This window comes from Aeromonas sp. 84A (genome assembly GCF_051919345.1).
Classification (GTDB): domain Bacteria; phylum Pseudomonadota; class Gammaproteobacteria; order Enterobacterales; family Aeromonadaceae; genus Aeromonas; species Aeromonas veronii.
On sequence record NZ_JBQBEW010000001.1, the window covers coordinates 543,179 to 563,310 of the forward strand.

18 protein-coding genes are annotated in these 20,132 nt (G+C 60.5%); 8 read left to right on the plus strand and 10 right to left on the minus strand.

The genetic code is table 11. The features are described 5' to 3' along the window. The first annotated feature begins 9 nt into the window (after positions 1–9). Together mglC and ACTG20_RS02555 are read left to right on the plus strand one after the other, a co-directional pair. Positions 10–1,020: a galactose/methyl galactoside ABC transporter permease MglC gene (mglC, locus tag ACTG20_RS02550; protein WP_005342585.1), complete on the plus strand. Its 1,011-nt coding sequence runs from the start codon at positions 10–12 to the stop codon at positions 1,018–1,020. A gap of 51 nt (positions 1,021–1,071) precedes the next feature. Further along, a complete protein-coding gene (locus ACTG20_RS02555) occupies positions 1,072–2,805 on the plus strand; it encodes a methyl-accepting chemotaxis protein (protein WP_194494846.1) in 1,734 nt (577 codons plus the stop codon). Between the two features lie 67 nt (positions 2,806–2,872). On the opposite strand, the gene trmA is transcribed toward ACTG20_RS02555, so the two are convergent. Then, positions 2,873–4,006: a tRNA (uridine(54)-C5)-methyltransferase TrmA gene (gene trmA / locus ACTG20_RS02560; RefSeq protein WP_194494845.1), complete on the minus strand. Its 1,134-nt coding sequence runs from the start codon at positions 4,004–4,006 to the stop codon at positions 2,873–2,875. 170 nt (positions 4,007–4,176) lie between these two features. On the opposite strand from trmA, the gene ACTG20_RS02565 reads away from it, so the two are divergent. Continuing rightward, positions 4,177–5,319: a DUF5610 domain-containing protein gene (locus tag ACTG20_RS02565; protein WP_194494844.1), complete on the plus strand. Its 1,143-nt coding sequence runs from the start codon at positions 4,177–4,179 to the stop codon at positions 5,317–5,319. A gap of 89 nt (positions 5,320–5,408) precedes the next feature. Continuing rightward, complete coding sequence (locus ACTG20_RS02570; protein WP_043821496.1) at positions 5,409–5,942, plus strand: ATP--cob(I)alamin adenosyltransferase; 534 nt, start codon at positions 5,409–5,411, stop codon at positions 5,940–5,942. A 99-nt stretch (positions 5,943–6,041) separates the two neighbouring features. Here ACTG20_RS02570 and malZ read toward each other — a convergent pair whose 3' ends face one another. From malZ to ACTG20_RS02615, 9 genes are all read right to left on the minus strand, one after another. After that, entirely contained in the window at positions 6,042–7,871 is a 1,830-nt protein-coding gene (gene malZ, locus ACTG20_RS02575; protein ID WP_144715689.1) for a maltodextrin glucosidase, read from the minus strand. Between the two features lie 5 nt (positions 7,872–7,876). Beyond that, the gene (locus ACTG20_RS02580; RefSeq protein WP_005355498.1) at positions 7,877–8,707 is read right to left on the minus strand and encodes an HDOD domain-containing protein; all 831 of its coding nucleotides are present in this window, start codon (positions 8,705–8,707) and stop codon (positions 7,877–7,879) included. Positions 8,708–8,795: 88 nt separating this feature from the next. Further along, positions 8,796–9,212: an META domain-containing protein gene (locus tag ACTG20_RS02585; RefSeq protein WP_100652293.1), complete on the minus strand. Its 417-nt coding sequence runs from the start codon at positions 9,210–9,212 to the stop codon at positions 8,796–8,798. 153 nt (positions 9,213–9,365) lie between these two features. After that, the gene (yegD, locus tag ACTG20_RS02590) at positions 9,366–10,739 is read right to left on the minus strand and encodes a molecular chaperone (RefSeq protein ID WP_194494843.1); all 1,374 of its coding nucleotides are present in this window, start codon (positions 10,737–10,739) and stop codon (positions 9,366–9,368) included. A 92-nt stretch (positions 10,740–10,831) separates the two neighbouring features. Then, the gene (locus tag ACTG20_RS02595; protein WP_005340720.1) at positions 10,832–11,821 is read right to left on the minus strand and encodes a 2-hydroxyacid dehydrogenase; all 990 of its coding nucleotides are present in this window, start codon (positions 11,819–11,821) and stop codon (positions 10,832–10,834) included. A 74-nt stretch (positions 11,822–11,895) separates the two neighbouring features. Further along, positions 11,896–12,390: a CreA family protein gene (locus ACTG20_RS02600; RefSeq protein ID WP_005355485.1), complete on the minus strand. Its 495-nt coding sequence runs from the start codon at positions 12,388–12,390 to the stop codon at positions 11,896–11,898. 27 nt (positions 12,391–12,417) lie between these two features. Continuing rightward, positions 12,418–12,864, minus strand: a complete 447-nt coding sequence (locus tag ACTG20_RS02605) for an Mpo1 family 2-hydroxy fatty acid dioxygenase (RefSeq protein WP_194494842.1) — start codon at positions 12,862–12,864, stop codon at positions 12,418–12,420. 62 nt (positions 12,865–12,926) lie between these two features. Next, entirely contained in the window at positions 12,927–13,784 is an 858-nt protein-coding gene (locus tag ACTG20_RS02610) for a hypothetical protein (RefSeq protein WP_058059403.1), read from the minus strand. A 147-nt stretch (positions 13,785–13,931) separates the two neighbouring features. Beyond that, the gene (locus ACTG20_RS02615; protein WP_005356952.1) at positions 13,932–14,318 is read right to left on the minus strand and encodes a TraR/DksA family transcriptional regulator; all 387 of its coding nucleotides are present in this window, start codon (positions 14,316–14,318) and stop codon (positions 13,932–13,934) included. A gap of 480 nt (positions 14,319–14,798) precedes the next feature. Here ACTG20_RS02615 and ACTG20_RS02620 point away from each other — a divergent pair, with 480 nt between their 5' ends. The 4 genes from ACTG20_RS02620 (at position 14,799) to ACTG20_RS02635 (ending at position 20,124) form a co-directional block, all read left to right on the plus strand. Further along, positions 14,799–16,130 (plus strand): glutamine synthetase family protein, encoded by a 1,332-nt coding sequence (locus ACTG20_RS02620; RefSeq protein ID WP_013723370.1) that lies wholly within the window; start codon positions 14,799–14,801, stop codon positions 16,128–16,130. 276 nt (positions 16,131–16,406) lie between these two features. Beyond that, the gene (locus ACTG20_RS02625) at positions 16,407–17,768 is read left to right on the plus strand and encodes an aspartate aminotransferase family protein (protein WP_058056392.1); all 1,362 of its coding nucleotides are present in this window, start codon (positions 16,407–16,409) and stop codon (positions 17,766–17,768) included. Between the two features lie 53 nt (positions 17,769–17,821). Continuing rightward, positions 17,822–18,919, plus strand: coding sequence for an extracellular solute-binding protein (locus tag ACTG20_RS02630; protein WP_005340709.1), 1,098 nt, complete (start codon positions 17,822–17,824; stop codon positions 18,917–18,919). 119 nt (positions 18,920–19,038) lie between these two features. Further along, complete coding sequence (locus ACTG20_RS02635) at positions 19,039–20,124, plus strand: polyamine ABC transporter substrate-binding protein (protein WP_005355476.1); 1,086 nt, start codon at positions 19,039–19,041, stop codon at positions 20,122–20,124. The last annotated feature ends 8 nt before the right edge of the window (positions 20,125–20,132 follow it).

Genomic DNA, 20,132 nt, shown 5'->3' on the forward strand with positions numbered 1-20,132 from the left:
AAGACATTTATGGAGTCGGCTAAAAATTTCAATCTGATGCAGGCGCTCAAGGAAAACGCCATCTATTTGGTGCTGCTGGTGCTGCTCATGGTCATCGTGATCCAGGAGCCCTCCTTCCTGAGCCTCACCAACTTCAGCAACATCCTGACCCAGTCCTCGGTGCGGGTCATCATAGCGCTGGGGGTGGCGGGCATCATCATCACCCAGGGGACGGATCTCTCGGCCGGTCGTCAGGTCGGTTTGGCTGCACTCATCGCGGCAACCATGTTGCAGGCCCTGACCAACGTCAACAAGGTGTTCCCGACGCTGGGGGAGGTGCCCATTCCTGCGGTGATCCTGCTGGTGTGTGTGGTGGGTGCCCTGATTGGTCTGGTCAACGGTCTCATTGTGGCCTACCTGAACGTTACCCCGTTTATTACCACCCTGGGCACCATGATCATCGTCTACGGTATCAACTCCCTCTACTTTGACTCGGTAGGGGCCTCGCCGGTGGCCGGGTTTGATCCCCGCTTCTCCAGCTTCGCCCAAGGGTTTATCCGGATAGGAGGATTCAAGCTCTCCTATCTCACCTTCTATGCGGCCATCGCCAGCGTCTTTGTCTGGGTGCTGTGGAACAAGACCCGCTTTGGCAAAAACATCTTCGCCATCGGTGGCAACCCCGAGGCAGCCAAGGTCTCCGGCGTCAACGTGGCGGTCAATCTGGTGATGATCTATGCGCTGGCAGGGGTCTTCTACGCCTTCGGCGGCATGCTGGAAGCGGGCCGGATCGGTAGCGCCACCAACAACCTCGGCTTCATGTACGAGCTGGATGCCATCGCGGCGTGCGTGGTGGGCGGCGTGTCGTTCGCTGGCGGGGTGGGAACGGTCGCGGGTGTGATTACCGGCGTACTTATCTTCACCCTGATCAACTATGGCTTGACCTATATCGGCGTCAGCCCTTACTGGCAGTTCATCATCAAGGGCGGCATCATCATTCTGGCGGTGGCCTTGGACTCCATGAAGTACGCCAAGAAGAAATAACGATTGGCAGGGAGGGTTGGCGTTGCCAGCCCTCTCTTCTGGAGGGAACCCATGCCATTCAAGGTCAAGATTTACCTCTTGCTGCTACTGGCCATTCTGGTCACCATCGGCACCGCCGGGCTCAGCGTGAATCACTTCATCAGTGGCTACATTCGCACTCAGGCCACCCACAACATCACCGAGCAGATAACCCTGGTCAAAGAGAAGCTGGCCAGCGACATCAATCAGAAAATCCTGTTGGCCGCCAACCTCAACTTCGGGGTGACCAACGTCAAGAAGACCCTGCAAGAGACCGGCTTTCACAACATCGTCAAGGTGATCGGCGACATGGCATTCGACGTGAGCGGGGTCATCAACGACAACGCCAAGGTCGATGCCCTGCGCAAGCTGATCCCCGCAGCCAACAACCAGATCACCGTCAGCCCGCTGCAACAGGTGGATGGCAAGCCGGTCATCACCATTCTGGTGCCGCGCGGTGCCGATTCCGCCTATCTCTACTACCTCGACATGAGCGAGTTCAAAAGCCTGCTGGAGAAGATGAGCGGCGAGGGGCGCTACTTCTCGCTGGCCGACGGCCAGGGCAATGAGCTCTACAGCAGCAAACCGCAGGGGGAGAGCGAGGCGCGCCCCAACCAGCTGGATATTCGTGGCAGCAGCTGGACCCTGACCGGCTACATCGATCTTGACTACATCCGGGCCATGACCCGGGCTCTCAACGGCCAGATCATCATGGCGCTGTGCGGCGTGGCGATCGTGGTGATGGTGCTGGCGATGCTGGCGCTCAATGTGGCATATCGCCCCATCCTCTCGCTGCGGGATCTGGTGCTGGAGCTCTCCCGTGGCAGCGGCGATCTCACTCGCCGGCTGGCGGTAACCAGCAAGGATGACCTCGGTCAGATCTCGGCCGGGATCAACCGCTTTATCGAGCGGCTGCAGGAGATGATGGGGGAGGTGCGGCAGGCGAGCGGCCAGCTTAACAGCGGTATCGAGGGGCTGGCCAGCCAGACCGGCGCCGCCCAGTCTCTGCTGGCGGACCATGTACGCGAGACCGAGCAGGTGGTGACCGCCATCAACGAGATGAGCCGCACCGCGGTCTCCGTCTCCGAGAGTGCGGCCAGCACCGCCCAGCTCACCAGCCAGAGCCAGCAGCTGGCAAGCCAGTCCCGTCAGGTGGTGGATCAGGCCATGGCCAGCGTGATGGCGCTGGTGGACGAAGTGGAAACCACTGCCCGCTCCATCGAGGCGATGCAGCAGGATGTGCAGCAGATTGGCTCTGTGCTGGGGGTGATCGGCAGCATTGCCGAACAGACCAACCTGCTGGCCCTCAACGCCGCCATCGAGGCGGCCCGCGCTGGTGAACAGGGGCGTGGCTTTGCGGTGGTGGCAGACGAAGTGCGTTCCCTCGCGGCCCGTACCCAGCAGAGCACAGCCGAGATCCAGACCATGCTGGCCAGTCTGCAGCGGGGCACCCGGACTGTGGTGGATGCCATGGGCAACACCAAGCAGAGCTGTCAGGGCGCTGCCGAGAACACCACCAGGGTCAACGAGTCGCTGGATCTGATGGCGGGAGAAGTGGTGGAGATCAACGATCTCATCAGCCATATCGCCACGGCGGCGGAGCAGCAGAGCGCGGTGGCCGAAGAGATCAATCGCAACATGAGCGCCATCGCTGAAGTGATCCGCCAGCTGACCCACAATGGCGAAGCGACGGTCGCCAGCTCTGCGGCGATGCAGCAGACCTACGACCGGCTGCGGGAGATCGTAGGTCACTTCCGGCTGGAGTGAGGCCGGTGTTCAGTCAATAACAAAACAGGGCCATCCGGCCCTGTTGTTGTTTTCCTGTCTGCCTGAATCAACCGGCCTTGCGGCGCAGATAGACCCCGGCTTCCATGTGATGGGTCCAGGGGAACTGGTCGAACAGGGCGAAACGGGCGATCTCGTGGGTCTCGCCCAATACCGCCATGTTGGCCTGCAGGGTCTCTGGGTTGCAGGAGATGTAGAGGATGTTGTCGTACTCCTGCACCAGCTTGACGGTGGCATCATCGAGACCGGCGCGGGGCGGGTCGACGAAGATGGTGTTGCACTGGTAGCTCTTGAGATCGACCCCCTTGAGGCGGTTGAACTCCCGCTCGCCACGCATCGCCATGGTGAACTCCTCGGCTGACATGCGCAGGATGATCAGGTTGTCGACGCCGTTGGCGGCGATGTTGAACTGGGCGGAGTCGACGCTCGGCTTGGCGATTTCGGTGGCCAGCACCTTGCGGAAGTTCTGCGCCAGCGCGATGGAGAAGTTGCCGTTGCCGCAATAGAGCTCCAGCAGGTCCCCTTCGCTCCCCTTGGTCACATCCAGCGCCCAGGCCAGCATCTGCTCGTTGATGGCGGCGTTGGGCTGGGTGAAGCTGTTCTCCACCTGCTTGTAGATGAGCTGGCGACCCGCCACGTTGAGCTGTTCGATGACGAAGTCATCCCCCAGACAGATCTTCTGCTTGTGGGCGCGGCCAATCAGCTGTAGCTCGAACCCCTTGGCGCGCAGATCTGCCTGCAGCGCTTCGGCGGCTTGTTGCCATTCGGCCTCCAGCTTGCGGTGATAGAGCAGGCTGACAATGATCTGGCCGGACTGGGTGGAGAGGTAGTCGGTCTGGAACAGCTTGCGGCGCAGCACAGGGTGTGGGCGCAGCCCCTCCAGCAGCAGCGGCATCAACTGGTTGATGAGGCGGCTGGCGGTGGGGAAGTGGTCTATCTTGATGATCTCTTTGGTCGCCGGGGCATACATGCAGTGGAAGAGGTCATCCCCTTCGTGCCAGATGCGAAATTCGGCGCGCATCCGGTAGTACTCCGCCGGCGAGCTGTGCACTTCCAGCGCCGGGAGGGTGAAGCCGGCAAACAGCTCGGTGAGGCGAGCGCGCTTTTCGTCGAGTTGGGCCTGATAGTCGGCCGCGGTTCTAGGCGCCGGAGCGTTCGCGGAAGGCTGTTGGGACTGGGTCATAAATACCTCACATGCACACCGGCCGGGCCGGGTCGAAATCGGGGGAAGGCAACAGGCCACCCAAAGGGGCCCGATTTTAAAAGCCAGCCGCAGATTGTCCAGCATTTTGTGGTCAAGAAGTGTTCAGTCAGGCCGATAGCTGATCTACAGGCATGGTGGGAGGACACATTATGCAGATCGAAGGCGTGGGCGCAGCCCAACCCAAGGGAGTGGGCGTTTCTCCCAAATCGCCGCAACAGGCGGAGCAGAAACAGGTCAAGAGCGAGGAGGCGGTCTCCTTGCACAAGCCGCCCAAGTGGGCGCAGGTGCTGATTCAGCAGGCGTTGCAGTTCTCGCTGGAGATCAACGGCCAGGGCTATCAGGCTCCGAAGGTGAAAGAGCCCGAGGAGATCACCCCGGAGACCCTGTTCGACTTCCAGTCGGTGGCGGACAACGTGCTGCAGTTCGTGACCGGGCGGCTCGGTGCCGCGCGGGCCGATGGCAAATCCGACGACGACCTGACCGGGATGATGGAGCAGGCCCGCAAGGGGGTCGACAAGGGCTTTGACGAGGCGAAGAAACAGCTCGGCAAGTGGGCGACTGACAACGACGATATCAAAACCGGTATCGATCAGAGCTACAAGCTGATCCAGAAAGGGCTCGAGGAGTTCGAGAAGGAGTTCTTCGGCAAGGTTTCTCCGACCGACATGGGACAGGCCGAGATGGCTAGTCGCCAGCAGGGGTATCTGGAGATCCAGACCAAGGATGGCGACAAGGTGGTGCTGCGCTTCAACGACAGCTGGCAGACCAAGTCCCAGAGCAGCGAGAGCGGCAGCCAGTTCAGCCTCAAATCGAGCCAGAGCTTCAGCTTCTCGCTGGAGGGGGATCTCAGCAGCGACGAGATGGAGTCCATCGGCAAGCTGGTCAAAGGAATCGATGAGCTGGCGGGGAGCTTCTTCTCCGGCAACTTCGAGGATCTGCTGGACAAGGCGGGCGAGCTGAAACTGGATGACAGCCAGTTGGCCTCCTACTCTCTCAAGCTCAAACAGAGCGTCAAGCTGAGCCAGACCTATCAGGGGGCGCACTCCCTGCAGGATCTGATCAAGCCGTTTGCCGACTACCTGCCCAAGCTGGATCAGGTGCAGAAACAGGCGGATAGCCTACTGCCCCCAGCCCAACAACAGGCATTGACCCCGGCCGTGCTGGCCGCGAGAGGAGAAGAGGAACCGGCGCAGGTCGATCGCTTCACCAGCTTCAACCAGCGGATGCTGGAGGCGCTGCGGATGATCAACCAGTTCCAGCCCTCCACCGAGCCCGCCAGCAAGCGCGTCTGAGCCACAGCGCGTTACGCAAGTAATGACCTGCCGTTTGCCAGCCCTTCTCGGGGCTGGCAAACTGGCCTTTTCTCCAATCCGGTTGCCCCATGAACCCCAAGAAGCCAAGAGACAAGCGCGAGCTCTGCTACCCCTTTATCTTCGAAACCTCGCTCAAATGTGATTTTGAAATCGCTACTGACGAGCTCTGCTGTCAGGTCGGGGCCGTGCTGTCACACCTTGCGCCGGATGCCGATACCGAGCCCATGCTGGCGGATCTCGCGGCGTTGCAGCGGCTTATCTACAACCTCAACGGCTCGGTGCGCGGCAAGCTGGGGATCTTCGACGCAGATCTTGAGTGGCTCAAGGCCCGTTACGACCACTACAACGAGGCGAGTCGCGGCAGCGTCACAGGTTTTGTGCTGCCACAGGGGCCACAGCCCATTCCCACCCTCCATCTGTGCCGCTGCGGCAGCAAGAAGGTGGTGCGGCTGCTGGTCCGGCTGGAAGAGAGCGGGGTGGCCTTCGATCCCATTCTCTATCGCTTCGCCAACTTGCTGGCCAACTTCTTCTTCGTGCTCACCGTCTACCTCAAGCAGCGCTGGCAGGTGCCGGAAGTGCCCTACGTCAGCATCAACTACTGATGGCGGCTGGTTAGGGGCCAGACGTCATGGCGGATTGAACGGAATAAAAAACCGGAGCCTTGGGCTCCGGTTTTGTTTTTCAGCGCGTAAGTTGCCCGCTCAGCTGGAGATCAGCACTCTCGCCGAGTTGGCGGGGATGGTGAGCTGCACCTCGCCCTGCACCACTTCAAACTTCTCACCGTTGAAGGCGTCGGTGAAGCGGCTGGCAGGGCTGGCGGTCTGCCACAGGGGCAGGCTGATGGTGCGCGGCTCGCTCGGGTGGCGGTTGCAGGCTACTACCACCTGATCGCTTTGCAGGGTACGGGCGAACACATAGCTGTGGGGCCCGGCGTAGAGGGTCTGGATATCGCCACGGCGCAGGGAGGGGCGCTGGCGGCGGATCTGGATCAGCCGACGATAGTGGTCGTGCAGCACATGATCCCAGTCTGTGGTATCCCACGGGAAGCAGCGGCGGCAGTCCGGATCGTTGCCGCCGGAGAGCCCCACTTCATCGCCGTAGTAGATGGAGGGCACGCCGATATAGGTGAGCAGCAGGGTGGCGGCCAGCTGCATCCGCTGTTTGTCCTCTCCCAGCAGATGGAGGAAGCGGGCGGTATCGTGGCTGTCCAGCAGGTTGAACTGGGCCAGCTGGTTCTTGAACGGGATGTGGGCCCGCGCCAGCTTGAGCCAGCGATCCAGCTCTTCGGCGCTGATCTTGATGGGGTGGTAGGCGATATCCTGCCCCGCCAGGAAGGCGCGGACCGGGTGGGCGAAGCCATAGTAGTTCATGGCGCCATCCTCCTGATCCCCTTGTAGCCACTGGCTCGCCTCGAAGAAGTGTTCGCCGAGCACGTAGGCGTCCGGGTTCTCCTGCTTCACCGCCCCGCGAATGGCGCGCACGTGGCCGCTGTTGCCCTCGGCGGTGCCGCGCTCACCCAGCATGTGGATGACGTCAAAGCGCCAGCCATCGATCTGGTAGGGGGCGCGCATCCAGTAGCGAAGGATGGCATCGTCAGCCCGATAGACGGCGTCCTGCACCTTCTCGCAGGAGAAGTCGAGCTTGGGCAGGCTGCGAATGCCCTTCCAACTGACGTAATCCCCTTCTTTATCAAAGGTGTAGAAGCTGCGCCACGGGGAGTCCGGATTGCTCTGGGCTCCCAGTGGCGGGCAGAACCAGGGGTGCTCGGTAGAGGTGTGGTTGACCACCGCATCGAGAATGATCTTCATGCCACGCTGGTGCAGGTTGCGGGTCAGCTCGGCGAACTGCTCATTGCTGCCGAGGTGGGCATCGACCTTGAAGTAGTCCTGGGTGTCGTACTTGTGGTTGCTCGGCGAATCGAAGATAGGGTTGAGGTAGAGCGCCGTTACCCCGAGAGATTGCAGATAGTGCAGCTTGGCATCGATCCCCGCCAGATCGCCACCGTAAAACTCGCAGGCGCCGTGGCCCTCTTCATGACGACTGACCGGCTCGCCCCACGCCTTGCTGATCACCGCTTTGCCACGGTATTCATACTCGTGATGCTTGACGCTCAGCGACGGATCGCCGTTGCAGAAACGGTCGGGGAAGATCTGGTAGAACACCTGATCCTGCACCCAGGCCGGTGGCTGGTGCAGGCTGTTGAAGCGAAAATGCTGCTCCCGTGGCGGCATGGACGCGCTGACGCCCGCCCCGTGCAGCCACCACTGCTCCTCGTCGGTGAGGCACTTGAAGCTGTAGAGGTGGATATCCTGTCCTTTGATGAGCGGCAGGGTCGCCTGCCATACCTGCAGCCGATCGCGGGTGGAGACCGCTGTCATCGGGATCAGGTACTCCTCGTTATCCGGCTCGTGGCGCAGCCACACCTCGCGGATCGGCGCATCCAGCTCGCTAAAAAGAGTCAATTGCAGTGCGTCGGCGCTCTCTTTGAACCAGGGCGCCACCTGGGGATGAAACAGAAACGGATGGGTCATGATGCTTATTGAGTCAGAAGATCGGCGAGGGCATTACCCTGTTCATGCAATGTTTCGAGCTGGCCTGCCAGCGACTTGGGATCCAGTCCCAACTGGTCGGCGAGCGGTTTAGGGAAGCGGGCGATGATGGCCTGGGCAGGCACGCCCGCGTTCCAGGCGAAGGAGATAAACACGGCGAGGCGGATCAGCACCGCCTCCTTGCTGACTGGATCGTGGGAGAGCGGGTCAAGCTGCTGGGAGATGGCATCGACGAAGGCCTCGGAGAGGTTCCAGCGCCGCGCCAGCTCGGCACCAAGCTGGGCATAGTCGTAGCCCAGCATCTCCCGCTGGGCCTCGACCCGGCTGCTGCCGTTCTGGATCGCCATGTTGATGAGCTCGGCCTCTTCCGGCAAGGTGCTCTGGATAAGCAGTTCGCCGATGTTGTGGATCAGGGCGCAGGTAAAGGCGGTCTCGGGATCCATCACCTTGGCCTCCTGGGCCAGGGTTTTGGCGATGGTGGCGACCTGGAAGGTCTCGGTCCAGAACTTGTTCTTGTCGAAGCTGGGCGGGGCCTTGAAGGTGCCGATGATGCCGGAGGCGACCACCACGGAGCGCAGCCGGTTGAAGCCGAGCCGGATCACCGCCTGTTCGATGGAGGTCACTTCGTTGCCCCGGCGCAGGGCGGCCGAGTTGGCCATCCGCAGCACCTTGACGCTGATCACCTGATCCATGGCGATCTTGGCCGCAATCTCGTCGATGCGGGCATTCTCGTCGTTGAAGCTCTGCATCAACTCGTGCAGCAGCTTGGGAATAGTGGGGAGTTGTTTGATCTTGTCAAACAGGCGATCCATCGACATGGCTGAGGCAGCCTCCGTTGCGAACTCTGCCTCATATTGTGCCACAGCCGGACAACATGTTCCTGTTTGTGATGCGGCTTTGTGAGCGCTAGAACACCCAGTCGCGCAAGGTGTATTCCAAACGGTGCTGTTTGCCCTGCAGGATCAGGTTCTGACTGGTGCCGCTCAGGGTCGCCCCCTCGGTAAGGGTGGTCAGTACGGCCTGTTCGATAGTGTCGAGCGGCGGCATGCAGGCCATTTCGGTACTGCCCAGACTGGTGACCCACAGTTTGTCATCTTCCAGATGGCCCTGACCGAAGTAGCGGTTGCAACCGGCGATGCCGTTGACGGTGAAGTGCTCGCCGATCTCGAAATCGGGGGGATTGTCGCGGGGGGCCTTGATCGGTTGGCCATCCAGTTTGCTCAGTACCCAGTGGTGGTGTTGCAGATCTTGCTGAACAAAGGCGGTCGAGCTGCAGCCAGCGAGCAGTAACAGGGGGATCAGCAAAAAGGGCAATCTGGGCATGAGGGGGCTCCGGTTGGGGGAGCGTCAAGAATACCCTTTTTAGGCAGTCGGGAGCAGGGCGGGAGAGGGGACGACCGACCGCTTCTGTCGCCCCTTGTCCCGCACGACTGTCGCTTAATGGCAACACACGGGTGATGTTGCCATCGATTTACGCTATCTCGGGACTCGGTTGGCGAACAGCCGCTCGGCATAACGGGCAAGACCGGCAGCCACCGAGCCGAAGTCATCGCCCCCTTCAAGCGGGATGGACGGGAGCTTCTGGCGGATAAAGTTGGCGATCAGCGGCGAGCGGGCGCTACCACCGGTGACGAAGATGCGATCCGGCTGCACACCGGCGGCGGCAATCGCTTCGTCCATCAGCTCGCCAATTTTCTCCAGCAGCAGGGCCGAGGCGTTGGCCAGCTGTTCGCGGGTCAGTTCGGCTTCCAGCCCTTTTTCCAGCTCGGCCAGCGACTGGCGATTGAGCTCCTGCTCCGAGAGGGCGATTTTGCCCTGCTCGGCACGCCATACCAGCTGGTGGCTCAGCTTGTGTGCCCGCAGGTTGGCCAGACGCCCCAACTTGCTGCCGGGCTGGCTGTCGAGCTGCAGATCCTGCAGCTGGCGGGCGGTGTCGAGGCTGTAGAAGCGGCTCTGGGCGCTGACGTCGTTGATGGCGGCCGCATCCCAGAACAGCGGGTGGGGCAGCGGCTTGCCGGTCTTGAGGGTCTCGTGCATGCCGAGCAGCGGCATCATCCCCTCCACCGTCAGGCGGATATCGAAGTCGTTGCCGCCGATCCGCTGGCCGCTGTGGCCGAGCAGATCGCCGCTGCGATCCAGCTGATCGCGGTAGCTGGGACCCATCCGCAGCATGGAGCAGTCGGTGGTACCGCCGCCGATATCCACCACCAGTACCACGGCGTCTTCGGTGAGGCGCGCCTCGAATTCAAACCCGGCTGCCACCGGCTCGTAGAGGAACTCCACCTGCTCGAAACCGGCCAGACGGGCCGCCTCGGTCAGGATGGCGATAGCTTGCTGGTTGCTCTCTTCCCCCGCCAGACCCTGGAAGTTGACCGGTCGGCCGATCACCGCCTGGCGGATCGGGGCGTCGAGCTGCTGCTCCGCCTGCTGGCGGACATGGAGCATCATGGCGCAGACGATGTCTTCAAACAGGGCGATCTGGGGGGCCTTGAGGCCATACGCGCCGAGGAAGGATTTCGGCGATTTGATGTAGTAGCCGTCGTCCGGCTCTTCCAGATAGCGCTCCAGCGCGGCACCGCCGAAGCTCAGCTCGTCGATCAGTCCCTCTTCGCGCATCTGGCGGCGAACCATCTGGGCACGGGTGACCACGGGGCCACGCAGCTTGAGGTACTCCGCCTGCTGGGCGGGGGCCAGCCCTTCGGCCAACAGACCGGCGATAGCATCCCGGTGGGGGGCATGCAGGGTGGAGGGGAGATAGCGGGATGCACCAAGATTCAGCAGCCTGGGGCTACCTTGTTCCATCACGGCCACGGCACAGTTGGAGGTGCCGTAATCAAATCCGATAAACATGGGCGCCAGACTCCTGAATAAAAAAGGGGGGCTAGCCTACCCGAAGGCGCCGGGTCTCACAACCCGGCGCGTGGCGAAGAGAGGGCGAGCCCTTATTCCACTTCGTTGTCGCAGCGGCCCTGGCTCTCGATGGCGCGGATATTGCCGAGGGTGGTATCGGCGATGGCGTGCAGTGCCTCGCGGGTCAGGAACGCCTGATGGCCGGTGAACAGCACGTTGTGGCAGGCAGACAGACGGCGGAACACGTCATCGGTGATCACCTCGTTGGACTTGTCGGAGAAGAAGAGATCCTCTTCCTCTTCGTAGACATCAAGCCCCAGAGCGCCGATACGGGAGGTCTTGAGAGCCTCGATGGCGGCGTTGGAGTCGAGCAGGCCGCCACGACTGGTGTTGATGATCATCACCCCGTCCTTCATCTTGGCAAATGCCTCCTTGTTCAACAGGTGGTAGTTCTCTTTGAACAGCGGGCAGTGCAGGCTGATGATGTCGGATTGGCGGAACAGAGTATCGAGATCCACGTACTCGGCTCCCAGCTCGATGGCCGCCGGATTCTGGTAAGGATCGTTCACCAGCAGGCGAACCCCGAAGCCCTTGAGGATGCGCAGGGCGGCCAGACCGATCTTGCCGGTGCCGATGACGCCAACGGTCTTGCCATGCATGTTGAAGCCGACCAGCCCTTCCAGCGAGAAGTTGGCGTCGCGGGTGCGCTGATAAGCCTTATGGATGCGGCGGTTGAGGCACATCATCATGCCGACGGCGTGTTCTGCGGTCGCCTCGGGGGAGTAGGCGGGCACCCGCACCACTTTCAGCCCCAGCTCTTTGGCTGCGGCCAGATCTACGTTGTTGTAACCGGCGCAGCGCAGGGCAATCACCTGGGTGCCGTTGGCAGCCAGTTCGGTCAATACCTCGCGGTCGGCATCGTCATTGACGAACAGACACACCACCGGGAAGCCGTGAGCCAGTCGGGCCGTTTTGGCCTCCAGCCGCACATCGAAAAACTCCAGGTCGAAGCCGTACTGGCTGTTGGCCTGGTTGAAATGCTCTTTGTCATAGCTCTTGGTACTGAATACGGCGACTTTCATGGTATGTGCTCCGCAGCGTGTGTGTCGTCAAATTACAACAAAATGGGTCAGCTATCACCGGACAAACCGGCTGGTTATTGTCCCCAGGGCATGATGGGAACGGCGCTGACTGCACTCTTGTACGAACCATCCACCAGTTTGGTGCTGTAGGTCAGGTAAACCAGTGCATTGCGTTTCTTGTCGTAAAAACGCACCACTTTCTGCTCCTTGAACACCAGTGAGGTGCTGACATCGAACACCTCTTCCCCCGCCTTCAGCTTTTCGGGCAGGGTGATGGGGCCGATCTGGTGGCACGACAGGGAGGCGTGGGAGGGATCTTCCGCCAGTCCCAGCCCGCCTTTTACACCACCTGTCTTGGGGCGTGCCAGATAGCAGGCGACGCCGTCGATGCGCGGGTCGTCGAACGCCTCCACCAGGATCTTGTGGTTGGGGCCAAACAGCTTGAAGGCGGTGCTCACTTCACCGACCGGGTCGGCCTTGTCAGCCAGTGCCGGGCCGGCAAACAGGGCCCCCAGCAGCAGGGGTAGGGCGCGGCGCAGGGCGTTATGTCGCGTGTGGTTATGTGTCATGGTCTCTCCTGTTGGCCCGGCCCCCCTTCAATAGGGAATGCCCAGGCGACGATAGAGGCTGGCAAGCACCCAGGCGGGGCCTATCAGCAGAAATTGCAGGTCGGCGAGGAAGGAGGGGCGTTTGCCCTCGATCTTGTGGCCGACAAACTGGGCTATCCAGAGAATCACGAACGCCGCCACCGCGGGCCACAGCAGCGGCCCCTGCCATTGGTGGCAGATCCACAATCCCAGCGCGGTCAGCCCGGCCATCCCCACGAACAGCGAAAACGACAGTTGCAGATAGAACAGCAGCACCGGAATGGCTGCCACTGCCGCCCAGTTGAGGGGCTCTGGCAAGGGCCCGTGTGGCAGACACCAGAGCAGCGCCAGCGAGCAGAGATAGATGCCCGGCACCGCCAGTTTGTGGATGGCGACGTTTATCGGATGGCGATGGCTCTGGCCGTACTGCGCAAACCACTCCTGGATTCCCTTCATGGCACCTCCCTGGCGCACTGTGTTCTCGCTGCCCGACCCTCATGGTCAGGCGCTCGGGATGATTATCCCTGCGGTGGATACTCCCAATATTGGGCCGGAATGGATTTTAGCAACGGGGTCATATCCGGATTGGGCAGGGCGATGGTGACCCGCTGATCGAGGTTGGCGCTGGCGAGCGCTTCGCGGATCTTGGGGTTGTCATGGAAGAACTTCATAAAGCTGCCATCGGCATAGGCCCGCTCCAGCCCGGTCTGAATCGCCTTGGCCAGCTTGGGGTATTCGGGGCTGACGAAGAAGAACTGGGCGAAGGGGTAGCGGATCAGCAGATGCTGCTCGATAGCGAGGTTGGGATACTGCGCCACCAGCTCGCTGCGCTCGGCGAAGATCTCCACCAGGGCGCGCGGGAAGAAGTCGATCTTGTCGCCGTCGTTGATAAGGCGAAACAGACTGCTGTATCGGCCGGAGAAGGTCGGGATGCCCGCATTTTCCAGAATTTTGTTATCGGCCCAACCGACCCCTTGCGCCGCCTTCAGCTGTTTGAGGTCGGCCAGGGTATTGATCTGGTTGAACTTCTCTTGTGCATCTGCGTGGATGAATGACAGTCGCAATCCTTCCAGCCCGCGAAACAGCGGAATGGGGACGGCAATCAGGGAGGATTCGAGTGCGCTGGAGGTGCCCATCCAGAAGACGTTGATGGTCTTGCCCTTGCTCAGCTGCTGCTGGAGGGTGAACTGGTTGAGGTCGAGTTCGACAGGCTGGATGCGAAAGGGTTGCCCGGAGCGGGTCAGGGCCAGTTCCAGCAGCTTGTACTGGTACTCCTGGTCAAGATTGTTGACGGGACGGCTGGGGACCTTGACCGTCAGAACCTGTGCTTGTGCCAGCAGTGGCAGGCACAAACACAGCTTGATGAGCCATTTCACTCTCTGTTCTCCTGTAGATTCCGGAAGGTGTCCGGAGTCTAACAGAACTTGTCACCATCTTGCTGCGAGGCGTTGTGCAAGGTTTGAGCGCAGGGCCCTGTCTTACTGGCGTCTGTTGCACCAGAATGGTGACGGTTCTTCGAAGAATCAGGCGACGCGACGGAACACGTGGGTATCGTTAAATTCCTTGGTGCTCTGGCATTCGACGCAGAAACGGGATTCCGGACGGGCATGCAGCCGCTTGAGGGAGATCTCGTCACCGCAAGATTCGCAGTAACCAAAATCCCCTTCGCTGATGCGCTTCAATGCGCCCCGCAGCTTGCGCAGGTGCAGCTTGTCGTGCTCGATGCGGTTCAGCTCCAGACGGCGGGCTTCCTCGATACTGGCACGGTCAATTTCATCAGCCATCTCGTTGGTGTCGGTGGCGATGGCCTGGCTGGCCTGGGAGTTCAGGCGCTCTTCGAGCTCGACGATCTGTCGCTCGATCTGCCCCTTGTAAAAGGCCAGTTGGTCTTCAGTCATGAAATCACACATACGATTAACTACCAGTCAGTTTACTAACCCAATTATCCCTGTTTATGGGGGCTGTCTGCCTACAGACCAAGCCCTTGTATCCCGATTTGCACCTGTTTCATGCAAGAGAGTGCAAATCAGGGCGGGCCTTGTACCAAAAAAATGCAGCCAAGCAAAGCAAATAGGATAAGGATTGTGCGCCCTTGCAAAAAAATGGTCCGTTCCTGCGGGGGATTGGTCGGGATCTGGCGTCCGCTTCACCCTCTGTTGGCATCGCCTTTGCAACGATGAGAGGGGGGGGCTTCGTACGGATTTGAGTGTTTAGTATTTGGTGCCGCCTTGGTCATTATATGCGCCGTTATTTATAGTTTTTTAAACACGCCCGCTTGACATTGCCCTTGATGGCGGGCTTTTATGGTGATGTTGATTACAATTTTATAACAAGGGTGTTCCATATATTAGACACCCTTGCCAATGGCAACCGTAAAGTCGGGGTTTAACATGGACAGTATCAAAGGCTGGATGGAGAGCAATCGCATCACGGAAGTGGAGTGCCTGTTCCCGGATTTCACCGGCAACGCCCGGGGCAAGATCATCCCAGCCAACAAGTTTTTGCGCGAAGGGGGCATGCGTCTGCCCGAGGTGATTTTCACCCAGACGGTGACCGGCGAATATCCGGATGACGACAGCATGATCGACCCGCTGGAGCGGGACATGCAGCTCTATCCCGACCCCAACACCATCCGTTTTGTCCCCTGGGCGCTGGAGCCCACTGCCCAGGTGATCCACGACTGTTTCGACGTCAACGGCAAGCTGATCGACATCGCGCCGCGCTCCGTGCTGCGTCGGGTTCTGTCATTTTACGAGAAGCAGGGCTGGAAGCCGGTGGTGGCGCCCGAGCTGGAATTCTATCTGGTCACCCGCAACGAGGACCCCGACTATCCGCTGGTGCCGCCGGTGGGCCGCAACGGCCGCCCTGAGACCGCCCGCCAGTCGTTCAGTATCGATGCGGTCAACGAGTTCGACCCCATCTTTGAAGACATGTATGACTACTGTGAGGCGCAGGAGCTGGAAGTAGACACCCTGATCCACGAGTCGGGCGCCGCCCAGATGGAGATCAACTTCCTGCATGGTGATGCCATCGATCTGGCGGATCAGGTGTTCCTGTTCAAACGCACCATGCGTGAGGCCGCTCACCGCCACGGCATTTATGCCACCTTTATGGCCAAGCCGATGAGCGATGAACCGGGGTCGGCCATGCACATCCACCAGAGTCTGGAAGATGTGAACGGCCACAACCTGTTCGGCACTCCGAACGGCGGCAACAGCGAACAGTTCATGCACTTTATCGCCGGTCTGCAGAAATACACCCCGGCGGTGACCGCCCTGCTGGCCCCCAACGTCAACTCCTACCGCCGCCTCACCTTTGGCGAGAGCGCGCCGCGCAACGTCCAGTGGGGGGTCGAGAACCGCACCTGCGGCCTGCGGGTGCCCTTCTCCGACCCGAGCGCGCGGCGGGTGGAAAACCGCTTCGCCGGTGCCGATGCCAATCCCTATCTGGCGCTGGCCGCCACTCTGGCCTGTGGCTATCTCGGCATGATGGAGAAGCTGGAGCCGCTGCCGGAGATGAAGTCGAGCGCCTATGACCTGCCCTACAGCCTGCCCCGCTCGCTGGAGGAGGCACTCAGCCATCTCGAACAGTGCGAGCCCATCAAGGAGATGCTGGGCGAGCGCTTCACCCGCGCCTTCGTCGCGGTCAAACGCAAAGAGTACGAGACCTACTTCGGGGTGATCAGTCGCTGGGAGCGGGAGTTCCTGCTGCTGAACGTCTGATCCCCCTGTAACGGGGAGGCCGGAGTCGGCCTCCCCGATCCCTGTATCGAAGAGACTGGAACGTGAGTCAGGTGGCGGCAGCCACCTGTGAGCGGTTGTGGCCGAAAGAGCGCTGCGACCTGGATTGATTAACGATTGAATCTTGCCAAATCGAAGGCGCAGGGGAGTAACGAATGCAGCAGACACGCCGTGAGTGACTGTGGCTGCGAACGTGCCGACCCACCTGACTGTTTGACGACTGAATCTTGCTAAATCGAAGGAACCGAGGAGCAACAAATGCAGCAGACAACCCGTGAGTGGCAACAGCTGGATGCCAGCCACCACCTGCACCCCTTTACCGACTTTCAGGCCCTGAACAAGAAGGGCTCGCGCATTATTACCAAAGCCAGCGGCGTCTATCTGGAGGATTCCGAGGGCAAACGCATTCTCGACGGCATGGCGGGCCTGTGGTGCGTCAATATGGGCTATGGCCGCCAGGAGCTGGTGGATGCCGCTACCCGCCAGATGCAGCAGTTGCCCTACTACAACCTCTTCTTCCAGACCGCTCACCCGCCGGTGATCGAGCTGGCGACCCTGCTGGCCGAGGTGACGCCAGCCCATCTCAACCACGTCTTCTTCACCGGCTCCGGCTCCGAGTGCAACGATACCGTGCTGCGGATGGTGCGCCACTACTGGGCCAGCAAGGGTCAGCCTGACAAACAGGTGATCATCAGTCGCCATAACGCCTATCACGGCTCCACCGTGGCGGGGGCGAGTCTGGGTGGTATGAAGGGGATGCATGCCCAGGGCGGACTGCCCATTCCCGGCATAGTGCACATCGATCAGCCCTACCACTTCGGTGAGGGGCAGGGGATGAGTGCCCACGAGTTCGGGCTGGAGCGGGCCCGTCAGCTGGAGCAGAAGATTCTGGAGCTGGGGGTGGACAAGGTGGCTGCCTTTATCGGCGAGCCGATCCAGGGGGCGGGCGGCGTCATCATTCCGCCTGACAGCTACTGGCCGGAGATCCAGCGCATCTGCGATCACTACGGCATCCTGCTGATCGCCGACGAGGTGATCTGCGGCTTTGGCCGCACCGGCCACTGGTTTGCCAGCGAAGGGTTTGGCATCAAGCCGGATCTGATGTGTCTGGCCAAAGGGATCACCTCCGGTTATCTGCCGCTCGGCGCCGTAATGGTGAGCGACCGGGTTGCCAAGGGGCTGGTGGAGGAGGGGGGCGAGTTCAACCACGGCTTCACCTACTCGGGTCATCCGGTCTCTTGCGCCGTGGCGGTGGCCAATATCCAGCTTATGCAGAAAGAGAGCATAGTTAAGCGAGTGCATGATACTATCGGCCCCTATTTGCAGCGCCGCTGGGCGGAGCTGGCCGATCATCCGCTGGTGGGAGAAACCCGTGGCAAAGGATTGGTCGCCGCGCTGGAAATCGTTGAGGACAAGCAGACCAACCGGCGTTTCCCGGCTCAGGCAAATGCGGGGATGACTTGCCGGGAGTTCTGCTTTAACAATGGCTTGGTGATGAGGGCGGTAGGCGATACCATGATCATATCGCCCCCCTTGGTCATCACCGAGGAACAGGTTGATGAATTGGTCGATCTGGCCAGGCGCAGTCTGGATCTGACAGCCGCAAAGCTGAAGGGTTGAGGCGGGTCGGGCAGGTTGGCATGCGCATACAATTTGCTTAGGAGACAAGGATGATGTCTTTCAAAACAGGAGTGATCGCTGCCTCTGTGGCTCTGGTCATGGCAAGTGCCGGAGCAATGGCTGAAGAGAAGGTGCTGCACGTCTACAACTGGAGCGACTACATAGCGCCGGATACCCTGGATAACTTCCAGAAGGAGACGGGGATCAAGGTGGTCTATGACGTGTTCGACAGTAACGAGGTACTGGAAGCCAAGTTGCTGGCGGGTAGTTCTGGCTACGACATCGTGGTGCCATCCAACCCCTTCCTGGCCAAGCAGATCAAGGCGGGCGTGTTCCAGAAACTGGACAAGTCCAAGCTCTCCAACTGGCAAAACATGGATGTCGACCTGCTCAAGGCGCTCGAGCCGAGCGATCCGGGCAACCAGTACTCCATCCCCTATCTGTGGGGCACCATCGGCTATGCCTACAACGCCGAGAAGGTGAAAGCCGTGCTGGGGGCCGATGCCCCGGTCAACTCCTGGGATCTGGTGTTCAAGCCGGAGAACATGGCCAAGTTGAAAGAGTGTGGCGTCTCCTTCCTCGATTCACCGACCGAAATGCTGCCGGCTGCCCTGCAATATCTGGGCTTCAAACCGGATAGCCAGAAACCGGCCGAGCTGAAGAAGGCTGAGGAGCTGTTCCTCTCCATCCGTCCCTATACCGCCTATTTCCACTCCTCCAAGTACATCTCGGATCTGGCCAACGGCAACCTCTGCGTCGCGGTCGGTTACTCCGGTGACTTGCAGCAGTCCAAGGCGCGGGCAGCCGAGGCCAAGAATGGCGTCGCGCTCACCTACACCATTCCGAAAGAGGGGGCAGGCAGCTTCTTTGACATGATCGCCATTCCGGCGGATGCCAAGAACGTCGAGGCGGCCCACACCTTCATCAACTACCTGATGAAGCCCGAGGTGATCGCCAATATTACCAACGTGGTGCAGTTCCCGAACGGCAACAAGGCTGCGACCCCGCTGGTGGATGAGGCGATCCGCACCGATCCGGGTATCTACCCTGATGCGGCAACCCTGCAGAAGATCTACACCTTCCCGGATCTGCCGGCCAAGGTGCAGCGTCTGATGACCCGCAGCTGGACCAAGATCAAGTCCGGCAAGTAAGTAACGAATGCCCCTCCCGGTCCGCAGTTCGGCCGGGAGGGTAGTGATGCCATCCATCCGGATGGGCCGCGCGAATGGATGCGCAGACGGTCAACCACTGAAACAGGAGAACTGACACCGTGAATACAACCAGATTGCTAACCATAGCGCTGACCATGGGATTGGCGAATGTGGCCCAGGCTGCCCCTGTGCTGCACTTCTACAACTGGTCTGACTATATCGGCGAGACCACCCTCAGCGATTTCCAGCAGGCGACCGGGATCAAGACCGTCTATGACGTGTTTGACTCCAACGAGACCCTGGAAGGCAAGTTGCTGACGGGGCGGACCGGTTACGATTTGGTGGTGCCCTCCAATAATTTCCTGGCCAAGCAGATCAAGGCGGGAGCCTTCCAGAAGCTGGATAAATCCCTGCTGCCCAATCTGGCCAACCTGGATCCCGTGCTGCTCAAGCAGCTCGACAAGGTGGATCCGGGTCATCAGTACGCGGTGCCCTATCTGTGGGGGACCAACGGCATCGGCTACAACGTCGACAAAATCAAGGCGGTGCTGGGGGTCGACAAGATTGACTCCTGGGCCACCATCTTCGAACCGGAAAACATGGCGAAACTCTCTCGCTGCGGTGTCGCCTTCCTCGACTCTGCCGACGAGATGATCCCTGCTGCCCTCAATTACCTCGGACTCGATCCCAACAGTCATGCGACGGGGGATATCAAGCAGGCCGAGGCGCTGCTGCTCAAGGTGCGGCCCTATGTGGCCTACTTCCACTCCTCCAAATACATCGGCGATCTCGCCAATGGCGACATCTGCGTGGCGGCCGGTTTTTCCGGCGACATCCTGCAAGCCGCTGCTCGCGCCGATGAAGCTGGCAAGGGGGTGAAAATTGCCTACAGCATTCCGAAAGAGGGGGGCAATCTCTGGTTCGACATGATGGCGATCCCGTCCGATGCCACCAATGTCAAAGAGGCGCACGCTCTAATCAACTACGTCCTGCAGCCCGAAGTGATCGCCAAGGTCAGCGACTATGTGGGCTACGCGAATCCCAACTCAAGGGCGGGCGAGTTTATGGATGAGGCGGTGCGCAACAATGAGGAGGTTTATCCCCCTCAGGCCGTGCTGGAGCGACTCTATGTGCAGGAAGCACATCCCCGCTCGGTACAGCGTCTAATCACCCGGAGTTGGACCAAGATCAAGTCCGGTACCTAACCTTGGTG

Bases quoted from the DNA above. Each gene is read 5' to 3' on its own strand.
- mglC (WP_005342585.1), top strand. From the start codon at position 10: ATGGAGTCGGCTAAAAATTTCAATCTGATGCAGGCGCTCAAGGAAAAC.
- ACTG20_RS02555 (WP_194494846.1), top strand. From the start codon at position 1,072: ATGCCATTCAAGGTCAAGATTTACCTCTTGCTGCTACTGGCCATTCTG.
- trmA (WP_194494845.1), bottom strand. From the start codon at position 4,006: ATGACCCAGTCCCAACAGCCTTCCGCGAACGCTCCGGCGCCTAGAACC.
- ACTG20_RS02565 (WP_194494844.1), top strand. From the start codon at position 4,177: ATGCAGATCGAAGGCGTGGGCGCAGCCCAACCCAAGGGAGTGGGCGTT.
- ACTG20_RS02570 (WP_043821496.1), top strand. From the start codon at position 5,409: ATGAACCCCAAGAAGCCAAGAGACAAGCGCGAGCTCTGCTACCCCTTT.
- malZ (WP_144715689.1), bottom strand. From the start codon at position 7,871: ATGACCCATCCGTTTCTGTTTCATCCCCAGGTGGCGCCCTGGTTCAAA.
- ACTG20_RS02580 (WP_005355498.1), bottom strand. From the start codon at position 8,707: ATGTCGATGGATCGCCTGTTTGACAAGATCAAACAACTCCCCACTATT.
- ACTG20_RS02585 (WP_100652293.1), bottom strand. From the start codon at position 9,212: ATGCCCAGATTGCCCTTTTTGCTGATCCCCCTGTTACTGCTCGCTGGC.
- yegD (WP_194494843.1), bottom strand. From the start codon at position 10,739: ATGTTTATCGGATTTGATTACGGCACCTCCAACTGTGCCGTGGCCGTG.
- ACTG20_RS02595 (WP_005340720.1), bottom strand. From the start codon at position 11,821: ATGAAAGTCGCCGTATTCAGTACCAAGAGCTATGACAAAGAGCATTTC.
- ACTG20_RS02600 (WP_005355485.1), bottom strand. From the start codon at position 12,390: ATGACACATAACCACACGCGACATAACGCCCTGCGCCGCGCCCTACCC.
- ACTG20_RS02605 (WP_194494842.1), bottom strand. From the start codon at position 12,864: ATGAAGGGAATCCAGGAGTGGTTTGCGCAGTACGGCCAGAGCCATCGC.
- ACTG20_RS02615 (WP_005356952.1), bottom strand. From the start codon at position 14,318: ATGTGTGATTTCATGACTGAAGACCAACTGGCCTTTTACAAGGGGCAG.
- ACTG20_RS02620 (WP_013723370.1), top strand. From the start codon at position 14,799: ATGGACAGTATCAAAGGCTGGATGGAGAGCAATCGCATCACGGAAGTG.
- ACTG20_RS02625 (WP_058056392.1), top strand. From the start codon at position 16,407: ATGCAGCAGACAACCCGTGAGTGGCAACAGCTGGATGCCAGCCACCAC.
- ACTG20_RS02630 (WP_005340709.1), top strand. From the start codon at position 17,822: ATGTCTTTCAAAACAGGAGTGATCGCTGCCTCTGTGGCTCTGGTCATG.